General features: G+C 44.9%; 20 protein-coding genes. All 20 read left to right on the forward strand.

All coding sequences use genetic code 11. The features are described from left to right. The first annotated feature begins 31 nt into the window (after window positions 1-31). Window positions 32-3,637 (forward strand): DNA-directed RNA polymerase subunit beta', encoded by a 3,606-nt coding sequence (rpoC, locus tag H9630_RS17940; RefSeq protein WP_191716865.1) that lies wholly within the window; start codon window positions 32-34, stop codon window positions 3,635-3,637. A gap of 138 nt (window positions 3,638-3,775) precedes the next feature. Further along, window positions 3,776-4,024, forward strand: coding sequence for a ribosomal L7Ae/L30e/S12e/Gadd45 family protein (locus H9630_RS17945; protein ID WP_191716866.1), 249 nt, complete (start codon window positions 3,776-3,778; stop codon window positions 4,022-4,024). A 98-nt stretch (window positions 4,025-4,122) separates the two neighbouring features. Next, a complete protein-coding gene (gene rpsL, locus H9630_RS17950) occupies window positions 4,123-4,542 on the forward strand; it encodes a 30S ribosomal protein S12 (RefSeq protein WP_049694534.1) in 420 nt (139 codons plus the stop codon). Window positions 4,543-4,586: 44 nt separating this feature from the next. Continuing rightward, window positions 4,587-5,057: a 30S ribosomal protein S7 gene (gene rpsG / locus H9630_RS17955; protein ID WP_008432480.1), complete on the forward strand. Its 471-nt coding sequence runs from the start codon at window positions 4,587-4,589 to the stop codon at window positions 5,055-5,057. Between the two features lie 50 nt (window positions 5,058-5,107). Further along, on the forward strand, window positions 5,108-7,186 hold the full coding sequence (gene fusA, locus H9630_RS17960; RefSeq protein ID WP_191716867.1) for an elongation factor G: 2,079 nt from the start codon (window positions 5,108-5,110) through the stop codon (window positions 7,184-7,186). A 116-nt stretch (window positions 7,187-7,302) separates the two neighbouring features. Next, on the forward strand, window positions 7,303-8,490 hold the full coding sequence (gene tuf, locus H9630_RS17965; protein ID WP_191716868.1) for an elongation factor Tu: 1,188 nt from the start codon (window positions 7,303-7,305) through the stop codon (window positions 8,488-8,490). Between the two features lie 326 nt (window positions 8,491-8,816). After that, complete coding sequence (ilvE, locus tag H9630_RS17970; RefSeq protein WP_191716869.1) at window positions 8,817-9,716, forward strand: branched-chain-amino-acid transaminase; 900 nt, start codon at window positions 8,817-8,819, stop codon at window positions 9,714-9,716. 344 nt (window positions 9,717-10,060) lie between these two features. Continuing rightward, window positions 10,061-11,788: a biosynthetic-type acetolactate synthase large subunit gene (gene ilvB, locus H9630_RS17975; RefSeq protein ID WP_191716870.1), complete on the forward strand. Its 1,728-nt coding sequence runs from the start codon at window positions 10,061-10,063 to the stop codon at window positions 11,786-11,788. Beyond that, window positions 11,785-12,297: an acetolactate synthase small subunit gene (gene ilvN, locus H9630_RS17980; protein ID WP_191716871.1), complete on the forward strand. Its 513-nt coding sequence runs from the start codon at window positions 11,785-11,787 to the stop codon at window positions 12,295-12,297. Before ilvB ends, ilvN begins: the two co-directional genes overlap by 4 nt. A gap of 27 nt (window positions 12,298-12,324) precedes the next feature. Then, a complete protein-coding gene (ilvC, locus tag H9630_RS17985) occupies window positions 12,325-13,359 on the forward strand; it encodes a ketol-acid reductoisomerase (protein WP_191716872.1) in 1,035 nt (344 codons plus the stop codon). Next, a complete protein-coding gene (locus tag H9630_RS17990; protein ID WP_191716873.1) occupies window positions 13,346-14,887 on the forward strand; it encodes a 2-isopropylmalate synthase in 1,542 nt (513 codons plus the stop codon). Before ilvC ends, H9630_RS17990 begins: the two co-directional genes overlap by 14 nt. 31 nt (window positions 14,888-14,918) lie before the next feature. Continuing rightward, window positions 14,919-16,019, forward strand: coding sequence for a 3-isopropylmalate dehydrogenase (leuB, locus tag H9630_RS17995; protein WP_191716874.1), 1,101 nt, complete (start codon window positions 14,919-14,921; stop codon window positions 16,017-16,019). Between the two features lie 18 nt (window positions 16,020-16,037). Continuing rightward, window positions 16,038-17,456 carry a 3-isopropylmalate dehydratase large subunit gene (gene leuC / locus H9630_RS18000; RefSeq protein WP_191716875.1) on the forward strand — a complete coding sequence of 473 codons (1,419 nt, stop codon included), beginning with the start codon at window positions 16,038-16,040 and terminating at the stop codon, window positions 17,454-17,456. A gap of 25 nt (window positions 17,457-17,481) precedes the next feature. Beyond that, the gene (leuD, locus tag H9630_RS18005; protein ID WP_191716876.1) at window positions 17,482-18,075 is read left to right on the forward strand and encodes a 3-isopropylmalate dehydratase small subunit; all 594 of its coding nucleotides are present in this window, start codon (window positions 17,482-17,484) and stop codon (window positions 18,073-18,075) included. 249 nt (window positions 18,076-18,324) lie between these two features. Further along, complete coding sequence (locus H9630_RS18010; protein WP_191716877.1) at window positions 18,325-19,647, forward strand: Na+/H+ antiporter family protein; 1,323 nt, start codon at window positions 18,325-18,327, stop codon at window positions 19,645-19,647. A 254-nt stretch (window positions 19,648-19,901) separates the two neighbouring features. Next, window positions 19,902-20,210: a 30S ribosomal protein S10 gene (rpsJ, locus tag H9630_RS18015; protein WP_042478628.1), complete on the forward strand. Its 309-nt coding sequence runs from the start codon at window positions 19,902-19,904 to the stop codon at window positions 20,208-20,210. A 49-nt stretch (window positions 20,211-20,259) separates the two neighbouring features. Then, window positions 20,260-20,889, forward strand: a complete 630-nt coding sequence (gene rplC / locus H9630_RS18020) for a 50S ribosomal protein L3 (protein WP_191716878.1) — start codon at window positions 20,260-20,262, stop codon at window positions 20,887-20,889. 29 nt (window positions 20,890-20,918) lie between these two features. Beyond that, window positions 20,919-21,542, forward strand: coding sequence for a 50S ribosomal protein L4 (gene rplD / locus H9630_RS18025; protein WP_191716879.1), 624 nt, complete (start codon window positions 20,919-20,921; stop codon window positions 21,540-21,542). Beyond that, window positions 21,542-21,826 (forward strand): 50S ribosomal protein L23, encoded by a 285-nt coding sequence (rplW, locus tag H9630_RS18030; RefSeq protein ID WP_006828930.1) that lies wholly within the window; start codon window positions 21,542-21,544, stop codon window positions 21,824-21,826. The genes rplD and rplW overlap by 1 nt, the downstream gene beginning before the upstream one ends. Before the next feature lie 45 nt (window positions 21,827-21,871). Beyond that, window positions 21,872-22,702 carry a 50S ribosomal protein L2 gene (gene rplB, locus H9630_RS18035; RefSeq protein ID WP_191716880.1) on the forward strand — a complete coding sequence of 277 codons (831 nt, stop codon included), beginning with the start codon at window positions 21,872-21,874 and terminating at the stop codon, window positions 22,700-22,702. Window positions 22,703-22,751: the final 49 nt, after the last annotated feature.

Raw genomic sequence — 22,751 nt, forward strand, 5'->3', positions numbered from 1 at the left:
AGAAACTCGAGACAAAAGGGAGGTAGGCTCCTTGATAGATGTTAATAATTTTGAGTATATGAAAATCGGATTAGCGTCACCCGATAAAATTCGCTCATGGTCTTATGGAGAAGTCAAAAAGCCAGAAACAATCAATTACCGTACACTGAAACCTGAAAAAGATGGTTTGTTCTGTGAACGTATTTTCGGTCCTACAAAAGACTGGGAATGCCATTGTGGTAAATACAAGCGTGTCCGTTATAAAGGCGTTGTCTGCGATCGCTGCGGCGTTGAAGTAACACGTTCAAAAGTTCGCCGCGAACGCATGGGACATATTGAATTAGCAGCTCCTGTTTCGCATATCTGGTATTTCAAAGGAATTCCAAGCCGCATGGGACTTATCTTGGATATGTCTCCACGTTCACTTGAAGAAGTCATTTACTTTGCTTCTTATGTGGTAATCGATCCTGCGGATACACCGCTTGAAAAGAAACAGCTTCTTTCTGAAAAAGAATACCGCGCTTACCGTGATAAGTTTGGCAAGAAATTCCAAGCTGCCATGGGAGCGGAAGCAATCAAACGTCTATTGCAGGAAATTGACCTTGAACGCGAAACGGATTCTTTGAAAGAAGAGTTGAAAACGGCTCAAGGCCAGCGCCGCACCCGTGCGATCAAACGTCTTGAAGTGGTTGAATCATTCCGTAACTCAGGCAACAACCCTGACTGGATGATTCTAGACGTACTTCCTGTTATTCCACCTGAACTTCGTCCGATGGTTCAATTAGACGGCGGCCGCTTTGCGACTTCCGATTTAAACGACCTTTATCGCCGCGTAATCAACCGGAATAACCGTCTGAAACGTCTTTTGGACCTTGGTGCACCAAGCATCATCGTTCAAAACGAAAAACGTATGTTGCAAGAAGCTGTTGATGCGTTGATCGACAACGGCCGCCGCGGCCGTCCGGTCACAGGACCTGGTAACCGTCCATTGAAATCTCTTTCTCATATGCTGAAAGGGAAACAAGGGCGTTTCCGCCAAAACCTTCTTGGTAAACGAGTTGATTACTCAGGCCGTTCCGTTATCGTAGTTGGACCTAACCTGAAGATGTATCAATGTGGTTTGCCGAAAGGAATGGCAATCGAGTTGTTCAAGCCTTTCGTTATGAAAGAATTGGTTGAACGCGGATTGGCCCATAACATCAAGAGTGCGAAACGCAAAATCGAACGTCTTCACTCTGAAGTTTGGGATGTATTGGAAGATGTCATCAAGGAGCATCCGGTTCTATTGAACCGCGCACCGACTCTTCACAGACTGGGTATTCAGGCATTTGAACCGACATTGGTTGAAGGTAAAGCGATCCGTCTGCATCCGCTTGTATGTACTGCATACAACGCCGATTTCGATGGTGACCAAATGGCTGTCCACGTACCTCTATCATCCGAAGCTCAGGCAGAAGCACGTCTGTTGATGCTTGCAGCTCAGAACATCTTGAACCCGAAAGACGGAAAACCTGTTGTAACACCATCTCAGGATATGGTTCTAGGAAACTATTACTTAACTCTGGAGCGTAAAGGTGCTACAGGCGAAGGCGCTACTTTCTCAGGACCTGAAGAAGTGATGATCGCTTACCAAACAGGCCATGTCCACTTGCATACACGTATTGCAATTCAGGCTGGATCCGTCAACAACCCGACATTCACAGAAGAACAGAACAAAATGCTTTTATTGACTACTGTTGGTAAAATCATTTTCAACGAAATTCTGCCGAAGTCATTCCCGTACATCAACGAACCGACTGATTACAATCTGCAGGTGGAAACACCAGCGAAATACTTTGTCCCTACAACGACAGATATTCGCAAGCATATTGAAGAAGCGGAACTTGTAACTCCATTCAAGAAGAAAATTCTTGGGGAAATCATCGCGGAAGTCTTCAAACGTTTCCACATTACGGAAACTTCGAAGATGCTTGACCGTATGAAGAGCCTTGGATTCAAATATTCGACACAAGCCGGCATCACTGTTGGTGTAGCGGATATCGTAGTTCTTCCTGACAAAGGAGAAATCTTGGTTGATGCACAAGAAAACGTCGATAAAGTAATGAAACAATTCCGTCGCGGATTGATTACAGAAGAAGAGCGATATGCACGTGTCATTTCTTATTGGAGCAACGCAAAAGATATCATCCAGAACAAACTGATGGCATCTCTTGATAACTTGAATCCAATCTTTATGATGAGTGATTCCGGAGCTCGTGGTAACGCATCTAACTTTACGCAGCTTGCGGGTATGCGTGGATTGATGGCCAACCCGGCTGGACGCATTATTGAACTTCCGATTAAATCTTCCTTCCGTGAAGGATTAACAGTACTTGAATATTTCATCTCTACTCACGGTGCTCGTAAAGGTCTTGCCGATACAGCACTGAAAACAGCCGATTCTGGTTACTTGACTCGTCGTTTGGTAGACGTTGCACAAGATGCAATTGTCCGCGAAAATGATTGTGGCACGGACAGAGGCTTGCTGGTAGGGGCGTTGATGGAAGGCACAGAAGTGATTGAAGAGCTTGATGAGCGTATCGTTGGCCGCCATGCTAAGAAAACAATCCGCCATCCGGAAACAAAAGAAGTTATTGTAGCGAAAGATGAATTGATTACACAAGACCTGACTCGCCTTATTATCGAAGCAGGCATTAAAGAAGTAACAATTCGCTCTGCGTTTACATGTAATACAAAACACGGCGTTTGTAAGAAGTGTTACGGCACTAACTTGGCAACTGGAGACGAAGTTGAAGTGGGCGAAGCAGTAGGTATTATTGCAGCTCAATCAATCGGTGAGCCAGGAACTCAGTTGACGATGCGTACATTCCATACAGGCGGGGTAGCAGGAGACGATATTACACAAGGTCTTCCGCGTATCCAGGAAATCTTCGAATCGCGTAATCCGAAAGGCCAGGCAGTTATTTCTGAAATTACAGGTACCGTTACTGAAATTGACGAAATTCGCGAAGGCCAGAAAGAAGTAACGATTCAAGGGGATGTTGAAACCCGTAAATATCTAGCTCCTTATAATGCACGCATTAAAGTTCAAGTGGATGATGCTATTGTTCGAGGCGAAGTATTGACTGACGGTTCAATTGATCCGAAGCAATTGCTTCAAGTAAAAGACGTTCAGGCTGTTCAAGTGTATCTATTGAAGGAAGTTCAAAAAGTATACCGTATGCAAGGGGTAGAAATCGGCGATAAGCACGTAGAAGTTATGGTTCGTCAAATGTTCCGTAAAGTCCGCGTTATTGAAGCCGGTGACACTGAATTGCTGCCAGGTTCACTATTGGATATTCACCAATTCACTGAAGCCAACGTCAAAGCGGTTCTAGAAGGCAATCTGCCAGCGACAAGCCGTCCTGTTATCCTGGGGATCACAAAAGCTTCCCTTGAAACAGAATCCTTCCTATCTGCCGCATCCTTCCAGGAAACGACTCGTGTCCTAACAGATGCAGCGATAAAAGGAAAACGTGATGAACTTCTCGGATTGAAAGAGAACGTCATTATCGGTAAACTTGTTCCGGCTGGAACAGGAATGCAGCGTTACCGCCAGATTAAGATTGCTCAAAGCGAAAAAGCGGAGAAGCAGGAAATTGTCGGCACAGAGTCATAAAAATGAAATAATGGATTCCGGGGAGTTCCTGAATAATCTCCCCGGGATTTTTTAAGAATCCTGTTGACAGCATTGTCATAGAATGATAATATGTTGAGGGTTGATGGTTAACGGTCTGACGCTTTGGAGGATATGAAAATGTCTAATGAAAAAGTAAAACAGGCAAGTCAAATAATCATCGGTACAAAGCAGACAGTAAAAGCATTAAAGAGCGGTATTGTCCAAGAAGTAATAGTGGCAAGAGACGCGGACGATCGAATGACCGAACAGATTATCCTACTAGCCTTAGAAAAAGGTATTCGGATCGAATTTGCAGATTCACGATTGAAGCTTGGCAAAGCATATGGCATTAATGTCGGTGCAGCTGCTGTGGCTATTACTGGATAACAGTTTTTGTGTAAAACACAAAGACTTTGTTTTTTACCCAAAAATGAACCACCTGGATATGTGGTATTAGAACACCTTTTGAGAGGAGGAAAAAATCGATGCCTACAATTAACCAATTAGTTAACAAGCCTCGTAAACCAAAGAGCACGAAATCAGATTCACCAGCGTTAAACAAAGGGTACAACAGCTTTAAAAAGTCTCAGACTAACGTGACATCACCACAGAAACGTGGAGTATGTACTCGTGTTGGTACGATGACACCGAAAAAACCAAACTCCGCATTGCGTAAATATGCGCGTGTACGTTTGACTAACCAAATCGAGGTTAATGCTTACATCCCTGGAGAAGGCCACAACCTTCAAGAGCACAGTGTAGTTCTTCTTCGCGGCGGACGCGTAAAAGATTTACCGGGTGTGCGTTACCATATCGTACGTGGAGCACTTGATACAGCTGGAGTAAACGGCCGTATGCAAAGCCGTTCTAAATACGGAACTAAACGTCCTAAAGTAAAAAAATAATAAGTTAATTTAACGAAGAGAATTCGTTGAAAGGAGGAACATACATGCCTCGTAAAGGTCCTGTAGCTAAACGTGACGTGTTGCCAGATCCAATTTACAATTCGAAATTGGTGACACGCTTAATTAATAAAATGATGGTTGACGGAAAAAGAGGTACTTCACAAAAGATCCTATACGGAGCGTTTGAGTTAGTTAAAGAACGCAGCGGTAAAGATCCGATTGAAGTATACGAACAAGCATTGACTAACGTTATGCCAGTTCTTGAAGTACGCGCTCGCCGTGTTGGTGGAGCTAACTACCAAGTACCGGTTGAAGTTCGTCCTGAACGCCGTACAACTCTAGGTCTTCGCTACCTTGTAAACTATTCACGTCTTCGTGGAGAGAAAACAATGGAAGAGCGTTTGGCTAATGAAATTCTAGACGCTGCTAACAACACTGGTGCAGCTGTTAAGAAACGTGAAGATATTCATAAAATGGCGGAAGCAAACAAAGCATTTGCTCACTATCGCTGGTAATTTCTTTCGAGATGTTTACATCTTAAACCGAAACGGAAGGTGAAAAAAACATGACTAGAGAGTTCCCATTAGACAAGACACGTAATATCGGGATCATGGCACACATCGATGCCGGTAAAACGACTACTACGGAACGTATTTTATACTACACTGGTAAAATCCACAAAATTGGAGAAACGCACGAAGGTGCTTCTCAAATGGACTGGATGGAGCAAGAGCAGGAACGTGGAATTACAATCACGTCTGCTGCAACAACTGCTTCATGGAAAAACCACCGTGTAAACATCATCGATACTCCAGGACACGTAGATTTCACTGTTGAAGTTGAACGTTCATTGCGCGTACTTGATGGCGCTGTTACAGTTCTTGATGCTCAATCAGGTGTTGAGCCTCAAACTGAAACAGTTTGGCGTCAAGCTACAACATACGGAGTTCCTCGTATCGTATTTATCAACAAAATGGATAAAATCGGTGCTGATTTCCTTTACTCTGTAGGCACATTGCATGAACGTCTACAAGCTAATGCTCACCCGATCCAATTGCCAATCGGCGCAGAAGATGACTTTTCAGCAATCATCGATTTAGTTGAAATGAACACTCGCTTCTACGCAAACGATTTGGGAACTGAAATCACAGAAGGTGAAATTCCTGAAGAGTACAAAGAACTTGCTGAAGAATGGCACACTAAATTAGTGGAAGCTGTTGCTGAGCTTGACGAAGACTTGATGGAAAAATACCTTGGCGGGGAAGAAATCACTAAAGAAGAACTTAAAGCGGCTATCCGTAAAGGAACATTAGACGTTGAGTTTTACCCAGTGGTTTGCGGAACTGCTTTCAAAAATAAAGGGGTTCAATTAATGCTTGATGCAGTAATTGATTACCTACCATCACCATTGGATGTACCTCCAATGACTGGTGTTCTTCCTGATTCAGACGAAGAGGTATTGCGTAAACCTAGCGAAGACGAACCATTCTCTGCGTTGGCGTTTAAAGTAATGACAGATCCATACGTTGGGAAATTGACTTTCTTCCGTGTGTATTCTGGATCTCTTAAATCTGGTTCATATGTTCAGAACTCTTCTAAAGGCAAGCGTGAGCGCGTAGGACGTATCCTTCAGATGCACGCAAACTCCCGTGAAGAAATTTCTGAAGTATACTGCGGAGATATCGCTGCTGCTATCGGCCTTAAAGATACATCAACAGGTGATACTTTAAGTGACGAGAAACAACAAGTAATTCTTGAGCGCATGGTCTTCCCAGAACCTGTTATTTCTCTTTCTGTGGAACCTAAGTCTAAAGCCGATCAAGATAAAATGGGTCAAGCCCTTGCGAAATTGCAAGAAGAAGATCCAACTTTCCGTGCGCACACTGACCAGGAAACTGGCCAAACAATCATCGCGGGTATGGGTGAACTTCACCTTGATATCCTTGTTGACCGTATGCGCCGTGAGTTCAACGTAGAAGCTAACGTGGGTGCGCCTCAGGTATCTTACCGTGAGACATTCCGTCAGTCTGCTAAAGTTGAAGGTAAATTCGTACGCCAATCTGGTGGACGTGGACAATTCGGACACGTTTGGATTGAATTCTCTCCAAACGAAGAAGGAGCAGGTTTTGAATTTGAAAATGGTATCGTTGGTGGTGTTGTTCCACGTGAATACATCCCAGCAGTTGAAGCGGGTCTTCGTGACTCACTAGACAACGGTGTTATCGCCGGATATCCATTGATCGACATCAAAGCTCGTTTGTTCGACGGATCTTACCATGATGTTGACTCGAATGAGATGGCATTTAAAGTTGCTGCTTCTATGGCACTTAAAAATGCAATTTCGAAAGTTAATCCGGTTCTTCTTGAGCCAATTATGCGTGTTGAGGTTGTTATTCCTGAGGAATACCTTGGGGATATCATGGGTGACATCACGTCACGCCGCGGCCGTGTAGAAGGTATGGACGCTCGCGGAAACGCGCAAGTAGTTCGTGCTATGGTACCTCTTGCAGAAATGTTCGGTTATGCAACTTCATTGCGTTCAAACACGCAAGGCCGTGGTGTGTTCTCAATGCACTTCGATCACTATGAAGAAGTACCGAAATCAATTTCTGAAGAAATCATCAAAAAAAATAAAGGTCAATAATTGAATTTTGATCTTTAATCAAGTATAAATAATTTGTATGCCTGGAATAATAGGGCCCTATTATTCCGGCGCTTCAAATGAAAACATTCACTTACATTTTGAGGAGGATTTTTCTAATGGGAAAAGCTAAATTTGATCGCTCTAAAACACACGCGAATATTGGTACAATTGGTCACGTTGACCATGGTAAAACAACTTTGACTGCAGCAATCGCTACAGTACTTGCAAAACAATCAGGCGGGGAAGCTCGTTCTTACGCTCAAATCGATAACGCACCTGAAGAAAAAGAGCGCGGTATCACTATCAACACTTCACACGTTGAATATGAAACTGCAACTCGCCACTACGCACACGTTGATTGCCCTGGACACGCCGATTACGTTAAAAACATGATCACTGGTGCTGCTCAAATGGACGGCGGGATCCTAGTAGTATCTGCTGCTGACGGCCCAATGCCACAAACTCGTGAGCACATCCTTCTTTCACGTCAAGTTGGTGTTCCTTACCTAGTTGTATTCATGAACAAATGCGATATGGTAGATGACGAAGAACTTCTTGAACTAGTTGAAATGGAAGTTCGCGACCTTCTTTCTGAATATGACTTCCCTGGCGATGACATTCCTGTTATCAAAGGTTCTGCTCTTAAAGCTCTTGAAGGAGAAGCAGAATGGGAAGAAAAAATCGTTGAATTGATGAACGCGGTTGATGAGTACATTCCTACTCCACCACGTGACACTGACAAACCATTCATGATGCCTGTTGAGGATGTATTCTCAATCACTGGCCGTGGTACGGTTGCTACTGGACGCGTTGAACGCGGACAAATCAAAATCGGTGATAACGTTGATATCATTGGTCTTACTGAAGAACCAAAATCTACAACTGTAACTGGTGTAGAAATGTTCCGTAAATTGCTTGACTATGCTGAAGCTGGCGACAACATTGGTGCACTTCTTCGCGGGGTTTCTCGTGACGACGTACAACGTGGACAAGTATTGGCTAAACCAGGCACAATTACTCCACACACTGAATTCACAGCTGAAGTTTACGTTCTTTCAAAAGAAGAGGGTGGACGTCACACTCCATTCTTCACAAACTACCGTCCGCAGTTCTACTTCCGTACAACTGACGTAACTGGCGTTTGTAACCTTCCTGAAGGTGTAGAAATGGTTATGCCTGGAGACAACATCGAAATGATCGTTTCTCTAATCTCTCCAATCGCACTTGAAGAAGGAACTAAGTTCTCTATCCGTGAGGGTGGACGTACTGTAGGCGCTGGCGTTGTTGCTAAAATCACTAAGTAATAACTGCTGAGTGTTGATTTAAGACCCTGTCTCATTATTATGAGACAGGGTCTTTTTTTTGCGTTTTCCCAACTGGCTTGGGGGAAATTCACTGAAAATACAAGCTGTTCATAAAATATTCAAACTTTTTAAAAAATCTTTAAAAGCCAGCGTTAGCAACAATGAAAACGGATACATAGTTTATGAATATTCAAAATTCATAAAAAAATAACCAGTAGTTGATTGACACGCTTTGAAATAGGCGATATGATAGCAACAATTTACTAGACGCAAACAGAATTCGATATATTGCATATTATAAAACTTTCGAGAAAGAAGTGGACATCATGAGCGAACAAGTAATTTATCTAAACGGCGAATTTGTTAAAAAGGAAGACGCTAAAATTTCAGTCTACGATCACGGGTTTTTATACGGTGATGGAGTGTTTGAAGGAATCCGTTCTTACAACGGAAATGTCTTTCGGCTGGAAGAACATTTAGAGCGGCTTTACGATTCAGCAAAATCGGTAATGCTCGAGATTCCCCACACTTTTGAAGAAATGACGCAAATTGTTGTTAACACATTACGAGAAAATAAATTCAAAGATGCTTATATCCGCCTCATCGTTTCAAGAGGCGTAGGAAACTTAGGATTGGATCCTTACAGTTGTTCGCATCCCAGTGTAATTGTAATCGCCGAACCTTTGTCTCTGTTCCCTAAATCAATGTACGAAACAGGAATCGAGATTGTATCGGTTGCGACACGCAGAAGCCGTTCGGATGTATTGAGTCCGAAAGTGAAATCTTTGAACTACATGAACAATATCCTGGTTAAGCTGGAAGCTCATCTGGCAGGTGTCTCAGAAGCATTGATGTTGAATGATCAAGGGTATGTAGCTGAAGGCTCAGCAGATAACATCTTCATTGTCCGTAAAAACAAATTATTGACTCCTCCTGGTTATGTAGGAGCACTCGAAGGAATTACACGCAATGCAATCATGGATGTAGCTGCAGAAAAAGGCTACGACATCCAAGAAGGTGTTTTCACAAGACACGATGTGTATGTAGCGGATGAGGTGTTCCTGACAGGAACAGCTGCAGAAGTGATCGCGGTAGTGAAAGTGGATGGCCGAGTAATTGGCGAAGGGAAGCCCGGACCGGTTACAAACGACTTGCTTGAATCATTCAGAGAACTAGTTCAGAACGATGGAGTAAAAGTCTATAGCGATCATTTAAACGCAGTATAAAAAAATAGAAGTTCAACTCAATGACGAGGTTAAAGTAGATGGATACTGTATTCACAGAGAGCCGGTACAGGTGGAAGCCGGTAATACAACCATTTGCGACATCCCCTCTGAGTGGATTGCTGAAAAGCTTCGGCTGTTTAGGTAGTCCCGGTGGTTTGCAAGTTAGAAATCATCGTTATCAGCGGATAAGCAATGCTTATCCATGAGGCTGCGGTTGCGCAGTGAAATAGGGTGGTACCATGAAGCTTTTTCATCCCTATGCGAAGAACATGTTTCTTTGTGTAGGGATGAAAAAGCTTTTTTGTTTTCATGCCACCGGAGACTTAGAAAAGGAGGCGGAAGGATTGGGAGTAAACGTACAAGTTAGAGAAGAAGTTAAACAGAAGCTGACAGGCAATGGTGCAGATGTACTGATTCAATCTTTAAAAGGTCAGGGTGTTGAAATGATTTTCGGCTATCCAGGAGGCGCGGTACTGCCAATTTACGATGCCTTGCACAAAAATCCAATACGCCATGTATTGGCTAGACATGAACAAGGTGCCATACACGCCGCAGAAGGCTACGCAAGAGTATCTGGAAAAGCCGGAGTTGTTCTTGCCACATCAGGACCAGGCGCAACAAACTTAGTGACAGGCATAGCGGATGCCATGTTGGACTCCTTGCCGCTGGTCATTTTCACAGGCCAGGTCGCAACTTCAGTAATAGGGACTGATGCTTTCCAGGAAGCAGACATTATCGGCATCACACAACCGATTACAAAGCATAATTACCAAGTGAAAAAAGTATCGGATCTTCCAAGAATCATTAAAGAAGCTTTCTATATTGCTTCTACTGGACGTCCAGGACCGGTCTTGGTCGATATACCGAAAAATATAGCAACTGAGTTGTTCTTATCCAATAAAGAAGAAGAGGCAGTATATCTTCCAGGGTATCAACCAACGACGAACCCGAACTACCTGCAAATCCAAAAAGCGGCTCAATTATTGTCACAGGCGAAAAGACCGTTGATTTTAGCTGGAGCCGGTATCTTGGCGGCAAAGGCAACAGAAGAGTTGAAAGTCTTCTCTGAGCGCCATCAAATTCCGGTTACCAACACATTGTTGGGCTTAGGCAGCATTGCTGGCGAACATGAACTATTCCTCGGAATGGCCGGCATGCACGGCACTTATACAGCGAATACAGCAATATGTGATTGTGATGTCTTGTTGAATATTGGTGCACGATTCGATGACCGGTTGACCGGAAATCTTGCAAGCTTTGCGCCAAATGCACAAGTAATCCATATTGATATCGACCCGGCAGAAATCGGAAAAAATGTTCCGACAGCCGTCCCGATTGTTGCGGATGCCAAAGAGGCGCTGCTTCAATTGCTTAATCAATCATTTAGAAGCCCCGACACTGCAGAATGGCTTGAAATGCTATCCGGGAACCAAGTGGAATACCCGCTTCAATACCATGCAAGAGATCGGAAAGGAATCATGCCTCAACAAGCCGTAGAGTTGATCCATCGACTGACCGGAGGCAATGCAGTTGTCACAACAGATGTGGGGCAGCATCAAATGTGGGCGGCTCAATACTACCGCTTCAATAACCCTCACAACTGGGTGACATCAGGCGGCCTCGGCACAATGGGCTTTGGTTTCCCTGCAGCCATCGGTGCCCAGTTGGCGAAACCGGATGAGCAAGTTATATCTATAGTAGGGGATGCCGGATTCCAAATGACTTTGCAGGAACTGTCCCTACTTCAAGAGCTGCGGCTGCCGGTGAAGGTTGTTATCCTGAACAACCAAAGCTTGGGAATGGTTAGACAATGGCAGGAAACATTTTATGAAGGACGTTATTCACAATCTTTGATTCCCGTTCAACCGGATTTTGTGAAGTTGGCGGCGGCTTATGACATCAAAGGCTATAAAGTCGAAACGATGGAAGAAGCGGAAGCGGTTTTTGCAGAAGCATTTAATTCAAACGAGCCCGTGTTGATCGATTGCCGGGTGGTGCAGATGGAATGTGTTTATCCGATGGTTGCACCAGGCAAAGGCTTGAATGAAATGATCGGAGTGAAAGGCGAATGAAACGAGTCATTACAACAACGGTGATCAACCAAAGCGGGGTGTTGAACCGCGTTACAGGATTATTGATGAAACGGCAGTTCAACATCGAAAGCATTTCGGTCGGTCACACAGAGCAGCCTGGCATGTCGAAAATGACTTTTGTGGTCAATGTAGAAGATAAAGGCAAGCTGGAGCAATTGCTGAAACAGCTGCAGAAACAAATTGATGTCATTAAAGTAAATGACATTACCGATAAGGCGATGGTGATGAGAGAACTGGCACTGGTGAAAGTGGTAGTGCCGCCAGCAGTCAGAAACGAAGTATTGAGCATCGTCGAACCGTTCCGGGCGACAGTCGTCGACATGAGCAAAAATGTAACAACATTCCAAGTAACAGGCGACCCGGAAAAAATTGAAGCATTTATTGATCTGATGAGACCGTATGGTGTGAAAGAACTGACACGAACCGGAGTATCCGCGTTTGTAAGAGAAACACAAAAAGCGCAAACACCGCAATTGAACATCCTATAAAACCCAAACCCGAGGAGGAAATTAAAAATGGCTAAAATGTATTATAACCAAGACGTAAACGAACAGGTACTTAAAGGAAAGACAATCGCGGTGATCGGCTATGGTTCTCAGGGCCATGCACATGCTCAAAACTTGAAAGAATCCGGATTTGATGTAGTAGTTGGAGTGCGCCAGGGTAAATCATTCGATCAAGCTAAAAACGACGGCATGAAAGTGGCTACAGTAAAAGAAGCAGCAGAAGCGGCAGACGTGATCATGATCTTAGTGCCTGATGAAAAACAGACGCAAATCTACAACGCAGAAATCAAACCGGCATTAACAGCTGGGAAATCCCTTGTTTTTGCACACGGCTTCAACGTTCACTTTAACCAAATCGTGCCGCCTGCAGATGTGGATGTATTCTTGGTAGCTCCAAAAGGACCTGGACATCTTGTTCGCCGTACGTATGAAGCAGGTGCTGGAGTTCCTGGATTGATCGCGATCCATCAGGACGTTTCAGGACAAGCTCAGGAAATTGCCCTTGCTTATGCAAAAGGAATCGGAGCTACACGTGCAGGCGTCTTGGAAACGACATTCAAAGAAGAAACGGAAACGGATCTATTTGGAGAACAAGCTGTTCTTTGCGGCGGTGTCACTTCACTTGTAAAAGCTGGATTTGAAACATTGGTTGAAGCGGGCTACCAACCGGAACTTGCCTACTTCGAATGTATGCACGAATTGAAACTCATCGTTGACCTTATGTACGAAGGTGGCTTGTCAGGAATGCGCTACTCAATTTCCGATACAGCGCAGTGGGGAGATTTTGTTTCAGGACCACGCATTGTGGATGCAGATACGAAAGCTCGCATGAAAGATGTGCTTACGGATATCCAAACAGGGAAATTCGCAAAAGGCTGGTTGCTTGAAAACCAATTGAATCGTCCAGAATTTACAGCAATCGAAAAAGCGGAAGAATCTCACCAAATCGAACAAGTGGGCCGCGAATTGCGTGCAATGATGCCTTTCGTTAATGAAGGCAAAAAAGCTAAACAAAAAGAGGTGGTCGCCAATGTCACAAATTGATATTTTCGATACGACATTACGAGACGGGGAACAGTCGGCCGGGATCAACTTGAATACAGCAGAGAAAATCGAAATCGCCCGCCAGCTTGAACGTCTGGGAGTGACGATTATCGAATCAGGATTTCCTGCTTCATCTCCAGGAGATTTTGACGCTGTGCAGCGAATCGCAGGTACAGTGAAGAATTCCATCGTAACGGGCCTTGCCCGCTCGATGCAAAGTGATATTGATCGGACGTGGGAAGCGCTAAAAGGAGCGGAACAGCCGCATATTCATATCTTTTTGGCTACTTCACCTATCCATATGGAAACGAAATTATTCAAAACACCGGAGCAAGTCGTTGAACTTGCTGTAGAGTCGGTAAAATACGCGCGTAAGTTCTTCCCGTTGGTCCAATGGTCAGCGGAAGATGCTTCCCGCTCAGACCCTGAATTTTTGGCTCATATTATCCGCAAAGTGATTGAAGCGGGAGCGACGACGATTAACCTTCCAGATACAGTCGGTTATGCAACGCCTCAAGAATACGGGGCAATGTTCAAGTACATGACCGATCATGTGGCGGGAATCGAAAAAGTGAAGCTGTCAGCCCATTGCCACAATGACTTGGGGATGGCTACTGCCAATACCTTGGCCGCTATCGAAAATGGCGCTACTCAAATCGAGGGAACCATTAATGGCATCGGTGAACGTGCCGGCAACGTAGCGCTTGAAGAGATTGCAGTTGCTTTGCATATCCGCAAGCAGATCTTCAATGTTGAAACAGGGATCAACCTACATGAAATCAAACGCACAAGCCAATTGGTCAGCCAATTGACAGGCAGCTTGATTCAACCGAATAAAGCGGTTGTCGGCAAAAATGCATTTGCCCATGAATCAGGTATCCACCAGGATGGCATGCTGAAGAATCCGTTGACGTATGAAATCATTACGCCGGAACTGATCGGTGATGCAGCGACTGAATTGGTGCTTGGCAAACATTCAGGGCGCCATGCCTTTAAAGACCGGGCCGTTAAAATGGGCTTTGATTTAACAGACGAAAAGCTGAACAATGCATTTGCTGAATTCAAGAAGTTGGCTGATCGCAAGAAAGAAATTTTGGAAGATGATTTATATGTATTGCTGACTGATCAGCAAATTCATGATACGGAAACACCGGTTTACAAATTGGAAAGTGTTCAGGTTCAATATGGCACAGCCAATATCCCGACGGCGACCGCTTCTGCCTATCACCCGAATGGTGAATTGATCAGCGAAGCAGCTACTGGCGCCGGATCAGTTGAAGCGATTTTCAATACGCTCGAACGAATTGTAGAAGGCAAAGTCCATATCTTGGACTACCGTGTCACTTCCATCGGCAAAGGGCGCGACGCCTTAGGTGAAGCAGTCATCAATATGAGCTATGACGGAGAGACCGTAACGGGCCGGGATGTCGCACAGGATGTACTGGAAGCAACAGCAAAAGCATACTTGAATGCAGTCAACCGTCAAATTGTCCAGGTAGGCAAGAAAGTCAGGATGTCGGCAGTGTAAAAAGAACAGATCGAAAGAGGAGGAATTTAAAATGAAAAAAACAATAGCGGTATTGCCAGGAGACGGAATCGGACCAGAAGTAACAGATGCGGCGGTAAAAGTGCTGCAATCCATTGCAATGCGTTATGGACATACTTTTCATTTAAAGCACGCGGCAATCGGAGGTACAGCAGTTGATCAATTCGACAACCCGCTGCCTCAGCAAACCATTGATGTTTGTGAAGAAAGTGACGCGATTCTCCTCGGTGCAGTCGGAGGAACGAAATGGGACAGCAATCCTGCTCACCTTCGTCCTGAAAAAGGGCTTTTGAACATCCGTAAGCACTTCGATTTGTTCGCCAATATCCGTCCGGTTAAAGCAGTGCCGGCTTTGCTTGCTTCTTCGCCATTAAAAGAAGAGGTGGCAAAAGAAGTGGATATGGTCATTGTCCGTGAATTGACGAGCGGTTTGTATTTTGGAGAACCGAAACGCCGTTCAGAAAAATCAGCGGTGGACACATTGGTTTATACGAGAGAAGAAATCGAACGCATCGTCAACCAGGCGTTTGAAATTGCCCGCACACGCAGAGGCAAAGTGACTTCAGTCGATAAAGCCAACGTACTGGAAACCAGCAAACTATGGCGCGAAGTTGTGGAAGAACGCAGAAAAGCCTATCCCGATATCGAAGTGGAACATATGCTGGTTGATTCAGCAGCGATGAAATTGATTACCGATCCACGTACTTTCGATGTCGTAGTGACTGAGAATATGTTCGGTGATATCTTGAGCGACGAAGCTTCGGTCATCACAGGTTCACTTGGCATGCTGCCGTCTGCGAGCATCCGTTCAGACGGTTTTGGCCTTTACGAACCCGTACACGGTTCAGCACCGGATATCGCAGGACAAAACAAAGCGAATCCGGCAGCGGCCATCTTGTCTGCAGCAATGATGCTGAAGCATTCATTCGGCCTTCATACAGAAGCGGCTGCTATCGAAAAAGCGGTCATGGATGTCTTGGAAGACGGATATTGCACAGGTGATTTGGCAGGCGACGGGAAACGCACCGTTTCGACCGATCGCTTCGTCACCAAAGTAGTGGAAGAACTGGAAAGAGAATTTGTATCAGAACACATCATGTACTCTTATGTGTAAGTGGAAGGAGCGGTTCGCATGGCAAAAACAATCATAGAGAAAATTTGGGAACAGCATATCGTCTTCGAAGAGCAAGGAAAGCCGGACCTGCTATATATCGATCTTCATTTATTGCATGAGGTGACATCTCCGCAAGCGTTTGAAGGGCTTCGGTTGAACGGACGCAAAGTCCGCCGGCCGGATCTTTGCTTCGCAACGATGGACCATAATGTTCCGACCCGTAACCGGGAAACGATCACCGATCCCATTTCACGGAAACAGATCAAAACCTTGCAGGACAATTGTGATGAGTTCGGCGTTCCGCTTGCGGGCATCAACCATCCGGATCAGGGAATTGTCCATGTGATCGGACCGGAGCTGGGCTTGACGCAGCCAGGAAAGACCATTGTCTGCGGCGACAGCCATACTTCGACACACGGAGCCTTTGGCGCTCTGGCATTCGGTATCGGCACCAGCGAAGTGGAGCATGTACTTTCTACTCAGACGCTATGGCAATCAAAACCAAAAACCATGGAAGTGCGGATCGATGGCAAGCTCGGGTTTGGTGTTTCTTCAAAAGACGTCATTCTGGCCATCATTTCTAAATTCGGCATCGATATGGGAACCGGCCATATTATGGAGTACACAGGAGAGGCTATTCGGGGCCTATCCATGGAAGAGCGGATGACCATCTGCAATATGTCGATTGAAGCTGGGGCACGCGCCGGGTTGATCAGTCCGGATGAGACAACAGTAGAGTACTTGAGAGGGCGCAGACATGTGCCTGAAGGCGAAGCGTTTGAAAAAGAAGCTGCCCGTTGGCTGGCTCTTGCAACAGACGAAGGCGCACAGTACGATACGTCTGTCACAATCCATGCAGATGAGATTTCTCCATTCGTTACATGGGGAACCAACCCTTCGATGGGTTCAGGCATTGCCGAACGAGTTCCATCCGCTGCAGATTACGATAAGCAGTCGGATAAAGATGCGTTAAAGCAAGCTTTGGCTTATATGCACCTGGAAGAAGGGACGCCCCTTTCTTCAATCGATATTCAGCATGTTTTCATCGGCTCCTGCACGAACGCCCGTCTTGGTGATTTGCGCGCTGCCAGTGAAATCATTAAAGGCAAGAAAGTGCATCCATCCGTAACGGCAATTGTCGTACCTGGGTCTGAAACGGTCAAACGTGCAGCAGAACAGGAAGGCTTGGATCGAGTATTTCTTGAAGCTGGCTTTGAATGGCGTGAAACGGGATGCAGTATGTGCCTGGCGATGAATGAAGATTCGGTTCCTGCGGGTGAACGTTGTGCGTCTACATCCAACCGGAATTTTGAAGGACGCCAAGGAGCGGGATCGATGACGCATCTGGTGAGCCCTGTGATGGCGGCAGCGGCTGCCATTGAAGGCCACTTGACAGATGTCCGCAATTACATGGAAGAGCCCGTACCATCAGCATGACAGGCATAAATGAGGAGGCCCATCGATGAAACCGATCAATAAAATCTCAAGCGTCTTGACGCCGCTTGAACGCAAAAACGTAGATACTGACCAAATCATTTCGAAAGAGTTTCTAAAGCGTATTGAACGAACAGGATTCGGCAAATATCTCTTTTATCATTGGCGCTTCCATGCCGATGGTACACCCATAGAAGAGTTTGTGCTGAATGACCCACGATTCAACGACTCCGAAATTCTGGTCGCACAAGAAAATTTCGGCTGCGGTTCTTCTCGTGAACATGCTCCCTGGGCGATTTTGGATTACGGATTCCGCGTAGTCATCGCTCCCAGCTATGCAGACATCTTCTATAATAACTGCGTGAAAAACGGCATCCTTCCGATCCGTTTGAAAGATCAGGAAGTGAACGATCTGATTGATAAAGGGCAGCGCCAGGAATTCAAGTTGGAAATCAATTTGGAAGACCAGACTGTCACTGGCCAGGATGGTACGCGTTATGAATTTGATATCGATCCATACTGGAAGGAAATGCTGCTGAAGGGCTGGGATGAAATCGCGTTGACTTTCCAATACGACTCCTATATTGCAGCTTATGAAGAAAAGCAGCGGCAGGCTAACTAAAGAACAAGCATCCAGACGGCTGCTGTTCGAATAACTTGTCTCATCAATAAACCCTTTGCCTAATGAACGCCTCTCCATTGTTAGTTATGCCTAATGATGGAGGGGCAGTTCATCTAACCGTAAAGGGTTTTTATTTTTGGACTTTTTTGTATTTCAATAATCCGGCTATAGGATATTGACAAGCTATTCGGGTTTTGGTAATTTAAAGTGTGTACTTTAACGCTTTAGCAAACTAAAGGAGAGTTACTTATGAATGCAGTTGTCATCGCTGTCTTAGTCATGCTCGTATTGAGCTTGTTGCGTGTGAACGTCGTCTTTGCTTTATTGATTGGGGCGCTTGCAGGCGGATTGAGCGGCGGATTATCATTTATGGATACATTAACATCATTTACAGATGGATTGGGAGCAGGGGCGACTATAGCACTTAGCTATGCGATGCTTGGTGGATTCGCCGTAGCAATTTCACGGACCGGCATACCGGAGCTGCTGGTGTCCGGCGTCTTGAAATTGGTCAATAAAGACGGTGAAGCGACACGGGCGAATTTAGCGAAAGCTCTTATCATTCTGGCGCTGCTGGCAATGGCCATCTTTTCGCAAAACCTGATTCCGATTCACATCGCTTTTATTCCGTTACTGGTTCCGCCGATTTTGCACATCTTGAATGAGTTGCGGATCGACCGCCGCTTGATCGCGGCTGTCTTGACGTTCGGTCTGACAGCTCCTTATATTTTATTGCCTTATGGCTTTGGGCTGATTTTTCATGAGATTGTTTTTACGCAGATGGAACTTGCAGGTTTGGCGATTGATATGGCCGATATTCCAAAAGCCATGGCCATTCCAGTCGCAGGTCTATTGGTCGGATTAATCATTGCAGTGTTCATCTCTTACCGCAAACCACGTGATTATCATAAAGCATCTACTTCTATAGAAGAAACTCTGAAAAAGACAGCTTCCACAAAAGATGTCATCGTGACGATCGCAGCATTAGTTGCGGCTTTGATTGCTCAGATCCAGACGGATTCGATGATCATCGGTGCACTTGCCGGAATTCTTGTGCTGTATGTCTTCGGTGCCATGAAATGGCGTGAAGCGGACGATGTGCTTACAGAAGGCATGCGCATGATGGCTTTTATCGGTTTTGTTATGATTAGTGCAAATGGATTTGCCTCGGTCATTCAGGCAACAGGAGCCGTTGCCCCATTGGTTGCCAGCGTATCTGAACTGTTTGCCGGCAACAAGGGTGTTGCGGCGCTGGCAATGCTGATCGTTGGCCTGTTCGTGACGATGGGCATCGGCTCATCGTTTGCAACGATCCCGATTATTGCTGCCATCTTTGTACCTTTGAGCCTGGAGTTCGAATTCTCCACAATGGCGATCATTGCACTGATTGGTACAGCAGGGGCGCTAGGAGATGCTGGGTCACCAGCTTCTGACTCAACTTTGGGCCCGACAGCCGGATTGAACGTCGACGGACAGCACAACCATATCTGGGATACATGCGTGCCGACCTTCCTCCACTACAATATACCGCTGGTGATTTTCGGTTGGATTGCTGTCATGGTGCTGGGTTAAGCTCGAAATGTTCGGACTATTATCGTCATGCTTGAAGTTCTAAAATATCCTGTTATAATAAAAAAAGCGAATAAGAAAGAATTTCGTGGAAACACTTGCGGAATTCTTTTTTCTTTTGTATAATGGTTAATGTTGGTCTTTGACTGCGATGAAGCGAGAGGTTACCGATACACCCGGCCGCTTTGCCATGGCGAGTGATTGGAAAATTTTCGTGGAGAATGTCTATCAAAAATAGGCGAAAAGGAGGGAAAATAATGGCAAAACAAAAAATTCGTATCCGTTTAAAAGCATATGATCATAGAATTCTAGATCAGTCTGCTGAGAAAATTGTAGAAACCGCTAAACGTTCAGGTGCAAGCGTATCGGGTCCGATACCGTTGCCGACTGAAAGATCGGTCTACACAATCTTGCGTGCTGTCCATAAGTACAAAGATTCTCGTGAGCAATTTGAAATGCGCACACACAAACGTCTAATCGATATCGTTAACCCGACACCACAAACTGTCGATGCGTTGATGAAACTTGATTTACCGTCAGGCGTTGACATTGAAATTAAACTTTAATCGGTAAACGAAAATAGAAAACATAAATAATCACAGGAGGTGTGACAACATGACCAAAGGAATCTTAGGTAGAAAAATCGGTATGACGCAAGTTTTTGCTGAGAACGGTGATTTAATCCCTGTAACTGTTATTGAAGCTGCTCCAAACGTAGTACTTCAAAAGAAAACAGTTGAGGTTGACGGCTACGAAGCAATCCAATTAGGTTTTGAAGACAAGCGCGAAAAGCTTTCCAACAAACCTTCTAAAGGACACGTAGCAAAAGCGAACACTGCTCCTAAGCGCTTCATTCGCGAACTTCGCAATGTAAACTTAGCTGATTACGAGATTGGTCAAGAAGTCAAAGTAGATGTATTCGCAGAAGGCGATGTAGTAGATGTCACAGGAACAACAAAAGGTAAAGGTTTCCAAGGTGTTATTAAACGCCACGGACAATCTCGCGGACCAATGACACACGGTTCACGTTACCACCGTCGTCCTGGTTCAATGGGTCCGGTTGCTCCTAACCGCGTATTCAAACAGAAGAAATTACCTGGTCAAATGGGTGGCACGACAATTACGATTCAAAACCTTTCAATCGTGAAAGTTGATCTTGAACGTAACCTGCTTCTTGTTAAAGGTAATGTTCCTGGTTCTCGCAAAGCATTGATCCGTGTTAAATCGGCAATTAAAGCGAAATAATAATTTTTTAGAGAAAGGAGGAAACAAGAATGCCTAAAGTAGCTTTATTAAATCAAACAGGTTCACAAGTTGGCGACATCGAATTGAACGACTATGTATTCGGTATCGAACCAAATGAATCAGTGTTATTTGACGCAGTAGTGTCTCAACGCGCTTCACTTCGTCAAGGTAACCATAAAGTAAAAAATCGTTCTGAAGTAGCTGGTGGTGGTAAAAAACCATGGCGTCAAAAAGGAACTGGCCGTGCTCGTCAAGGGTCGATCCGTTCACCACAATGGCGCGGAGGCGGTATCGTATTCGGTCCAACTCCACGTAGCTATAGCTACAAACTTCCTAAGAAAGTCCGTCGTTTGGCTCTACGCTCTGCGCTTTCATCTACAGTAGCTGGAGAAAACCTGATGGTACTTGAAGGGTTGACATTTGATGCACCAAAAACAAAAGCATTCAACCAGTTGATCCAAGATCTTTCAATTGGCAAAAAAGCTTTGTTCGTAACTGCTGACCTTGATGAGAACGTTGCAAAATCTGCACGTAACCTTAAAGGAATGACAGTGGTAGCAGCAGATGGCATTAACGTTTTAGACTTGCTTGGACATGACAAGATTGTTATGACAAAAGCAGCGATTGAAAAAATTGAGGAGGTGCTTAGTTAATGGAAGCACGTGATGTAATAAAGCGTCCGGTCATTACTGAGCAATCATCTGAAGTAATGGCAGAGAAAAAGTACACTTTTGAAGTGGACACTCGCGCAAACAAAACACAAGTTAAACAAGCCGTGCAGGAGATCTTTGGCGTGAAAGTTGAGAAAGTCAACATCATGAACTACAAAGGCAAATTCAAGCGTATGGGCAAACACGCAGGATACACAAACAAACGCCGTAAAGCGATTGTTAAATTGACTGCTGAATCTAAAGATATCGAGTTGTTCGAAATTTAATTTCGATAAGTTCTTAAAGAACTACTAAAGAAGGAGGGAAACAACGTGGGCATAAGAAAATATAAACCTACCACTAACGGTCGTCGTAACATGACAACTTCAGATTTCGCTGAAATCACTACGAACAAACCTGAAAAATCGCTTTTACGACCTGTAAAGCGTAAAGGCGGCCGTAACAACCAAGGTAAAATTACTGTACGCCACCACGGTGGTGGACATAAACGCCAATACCGTGTGATTGATTTCAAACGTAACAAAGATGGCATTCCAGGACGCGTTGCTACAATCGAGTACGATCCAAACCGTTCTGCAAACATCGCTTTGATTCATTACGCTGATGGTGAGAAACGTTACATCCTAGCTCCTAAAGGAGTCGAAGTTGGAACTCAAATCATGTCAGGTGTTGAAGCAGACATCAAGGCAGGTAACGCTTTGCCGTTGTCAAACATCCCAATGGGTTCTACAATCCATAACATCGAATTGAAGCCAGGCGGCGGCGGACAACTAGTTCGTTCTGCAGGAACTTCAGCTCAAGTATTGGGTAAAGAAGGTAAATACGTAACAGTTCGTTTGCAATCAGGCGAAGTTCGCATGATCCTTGCTACTTGCCGCGCTACTATCGGTGCAGTAGGAAATGAGCAGCACGAATTGATCAACATTGGTAAAGCAGGACGTAACCGCTGGAAAGGCAACCGCCCAACAGTCCGCGGATCTGTAATGAACCCTAACGATCACCCACACGGTGGTGGTGAAGGACGTTCGCCAATCGGACGTAAATCACCTATGTCTCCATGGGGCAAACCTACTCTTGGATACAAGACACGTAAGAAAACGAACAAATCCGATAAATTCATCGTGCGTCGTCGTAAAAAATAATTTGATTCCGCTACGGTTCGCCGAAAGAACCGTGGTGCAATCACGAAGG

It is taken from the genome of Planococcus wigleyi, assembly GCF_014836985.1.
Lineage (GTDB): Bacteria > Bacillota > Bacilli > Bacillales_A > Planococcaceae > Planococcus > Planococcus notacanthi.

Excerpts from the sequence above, each read along its gene's own strand:
- H9630_RS17945 (WP_191716866.1), top strand. The coding sequence starts at position 3,776 with ATGTCTAATGAAAAAGTAAAACAGGCAAGTCAAATAATCATCGGTACA.
- rpsL (WP_049694534.1), top strand. The coding sequence starts at position 4,123 with ATGCCTACAATTAACCAATTAGTTAACAAGCCTCGTAAACCAAAGAGC.
- rpsG (WP_008432480.1), top strand. The coding sequence starts at position 4,587 with ATGCCTCGTAAAGGTCCTGTAGCTAAACGTGACGTGTTGCCAGATCCA.
- fusA (WP_191716867.1), top strand. The coding sequence starts at position 5,108 with ATGACTAGAGAGTTCCCATTAGACAAGACACGTAATATCGGGATCATG.
- tuf (WP_191716868.1), top strand. The coding sequence starts at position 7,303 with ATGGGAAAAGCTAAATTTGATCGCTCTAAAACACACGCGAATATTGGT.
- ilvE (WP_191716869.1), top strand. The coding sequence starts at position 8,817 with ATGAGCGAACAAGTAATTTATCTAAACGGCGAATTTGTTAAAAAGGAA.
- ilvN (WP_191716871.1), top strand. The coding sequence starts at position 11,785 with ATGAAACGAGTCATTACAACAACGGTGATCAACCAAAGCGGGGTGTTG.
- ilvC (WP_191716872.1), top strand. The coding sequence starts at position 12,325 with ATGGCTAAAATGTATTATAACCAAGACGTAAACGAACAGGTACTTAAA.
- H9630_RS17990 (WP_191716873.1), top strand. The coding sequence starts at position 13,346 with ATGTCACAAATTGATATTTTCGATACGACATTACGAGACGGGGAACAG.
- leuB (WP_191716874.1), top strand. The coding sequence starts at position 14,919 with ATGAAAAAAACAATAGCGGTATTGCCAGGAGACGGAATCGGACCAGAA.
- leuC (WP_191716875.1), top strand. The coding sequence starts at position 16,038 with ATGGCAAAAACAATCATAGAGAAAATTTGGGAACAGCATATCGTCTTC.
- leuD (WP_191716876.1), top strand. The coding sequence starts at position 17,482 with ATGAAACCGATCAATAAAATCTCAAGCGTCTTGACGCCGCTTGAACGC.
- H9630_RS18010 (WP_191716877.1), top strand. The coding sequence starts at position 18,325 with ATGAATGCAGTTGTCATCGCTGTCTTAGTCATGCTCGTATTGAGCTTG.
- rpsJ (WP_042478628.1), top strand. The coding sequence starts at position 19,902 with ATGGCAAAACAAAAAATTCGTATCCGTTTAAAAGCATATGATCATAGA.
- rplC (WP_191716878.1), top strand. The coding sequence starts at position 20,260 with ATGACCAAAGGAATCTTAGGTAGAAAAATCGGTATGACGCAAGTTTTT.
- rplD (WP_191716879.1), top strand. The coding sequence starts at position 20,919 with ATGCCTAAAGTAGCTTTATTAAATCAAACAGGTTCACAAGTTGGCGAC.
- rplW (WP_006828930.1), top strand. The coding sequence starts at position 21,542 with ATGGAAGCACGTGATGTAATAAAGCGTCCGGTCATTACTGAGCAATCA.